The organism is Citrobacter sp. wls757, from assembly GCF_005280935.1.
GTDB lineage: Bacteria > Pseudomonadota > Gammaproteobacteria > Enterobacterales > Enterobacteriaceae > Citrobacter > Citrobacter portucalensis.
The window spans coordinates 1-1884 of sequence record NZ_SZWU01000058.1 but is presented as its reverse complement, the minus strand read 5'-3'; the positions used below and the strand labels follow the sequence as shown (position 1 = coordinate 1884).

Below are 1884 nucleotides of genomic sequence, written 5' to 3'. Positions count from 1 at the left end.
AGGTGCTCTCCCAGCTGAGCTAATCACCCACTTCTCAATTTCTTACTCTACACGGCGGAGACTACATAAAGTAGTTGGTGGGTGATGACGGGTTCGAACCGCCGACCCCCTCCTTGTAAGGGAGGTGCTCTCCCAGCTGAGCTAATCACCCCCGCTGTGTGGAGTCGCATTATAGGGAGAGTTGAAAATGAGTCAACGCATTTTCTAAAGAATTTGTTCGTTCGTCGTAAATTTAAACAAAACGATCGCAAATCAATCCATGCAGCATGATTTGTATACGAAAATGGCAAAGCGTGATGTTCCAACCTGAACAACATTGAGGAATCAGGCCACAGTGATAGAATACGAGCCTGATAATCTTCCCAGGATTTGCCGGTTGTCGGCATCTTTATAAACGTAAGGCCATTTCATGAAAATCAAAACTCGCTTCGCGCCAAGCCCGACAGGTTACCTGCATGTCGGTGGTGCGCGTACTGCTCTATATTCCTGGCTTTTTGCACGTAACCATGACGGTGAGTTTGTGCTGCGTATTGAAGACACCGATCTTGAACGCTCCACTCCGGAAGCTATTGAAGCCATTATGGATGGCATGAACTGGCTGAATCTGGAATGGGATGAAGGCCCGTACTTCCAGACCAAACGTTTTGATCGCTACAACGCCGTGATTGATGAGATGCTGGAAGCCGGTACCGCGTATAAATGCTACTGCTCCAAAGAGCGTCTGGACGCACTGCGCGAAGAGCAGATGGCAAACGGTGAGAAGCCACGTTACGACGGTCGCTGCCGCCACGGCCATGAACATCATGCTGCTGATGAACCCTGCGTGGTGCGTTTTGCCAACCCGCAGGATGGATCCGTTATTTTTGACGACCAGATCCGTGGGCCGATCGAATTCAGCAACCAGGAGCTGGACGATCTGATCATCCGCCGTACCGACGGTTCCCCGACCTACAACTTCTGTGTTGTGGTCGATGACTGGGATATGGAAATCACTCACGTTATTCGTGGTGAAGACCATATCAACAACACTCCGCGTCAGATCAACATCCTGAAAGCGCTGAATGCGCCGGTGCCGGTTTATGCACACGTGTCGATGATCAACGGCGACGACGGTAAAAAACTCTCTAAACGTCACGGTGCGGTCAGCGTTATGCAGTATCGCGACGACGGTTACCTGCCGGAAGCGCTGCTGAACTATCTGGTGCGTCTGGGCTGGTCCAGCGGTGATCAGGAAATCTTCACCCGTGAAGAAATGATCAAACTGTTCTCCCTTGGTGCGGTGAGCAAGTCTGCGAGTGCGTTCAACACGGAAAAACTGCAGTGGCTGAACCACCACTACATTAATTCGCTGGCACCGGAATATGTGGCAACGCATCTGCAATGGCACATTGAGCAGGAAAATATCGATACTCGCGTCGGCCCGCAGCTGTCTGAGCTGGTTAAACTGCTGGGTGAGCGCTGCAAAACGCTGAAAGAGATGGCGCAGAGCTGCCGCTACTTCTACGAAGACTTTGCTGAGTTCGACGCGGATGCAGCTAAGAAACACCTGCGTCCGGTAGCGCGTCAGCCGCTGGAAGTGGTTCGCGATAAGCTAGCTGCTATCAGCGAGTGGACGGCAGAAAACGTGCACCACGCGATTCAGGCAACCGCTGATGAGCTGGAAGTGGGTATGGGTAAAGTTGGGATGCCGCTGCGCGTAGCCGTAACCGGCGCGGGTCAGTCTCCGGCGTTAGACGTCACGGTGCATGCGATTGGTAAATCCCGCAGCATTGAGCGTATTAATAAAGCGCTGGCGTTTATTGCTGAGCGTGAAAGCCAGCAGTAAGACCGGTTGAGCGATGAAACAACGGCAGGAGCGCATCCTGCCGTTTTTTTTGCCTGTTA

General features: G+C 52.2%; 1 protein-coding gene and 1 tRNA gene. One reads left to right on the top strand and one right to left on the bottom strand.

What is annotated here, in order from left to right; translation table 11 throughout:
• Window positions 1-75 precede the first annotated feature (75 nt).
• Window positions 76-151: transfer RNA gene (locus FDW94_RS14455), tRNA-Val, on the bottom strand.
• Between the two features lie 258 nt (window positions 152-409).
• Between FDW94_RS14455 and gltX the strand changes: the two genes are divergently transcribed.
• The gene (gltX, locus tag FDW94_RS14450) at window positions 410-1825 is read left to right on the top strand and encodes a glutamate--tRNA ligase (protein ID WP_008785393.1); all 1416 of its coding nucleotides are present in this window, start codon (window positions 410-412) and stop codon (window positions 1823-1825) included.
• Window positions 1826-1884: the final 59 nt, after the last annotated feature.

What these genes read in the sequence shown, in the direction of transcription:
- gltX (WP_008785393.1), top strand. Translation starts at nt 410, where the DNA reads ATGAAAATCAAAACTCGCTTCGCGCCAAGCCCGACAGGTTACCTGCAT.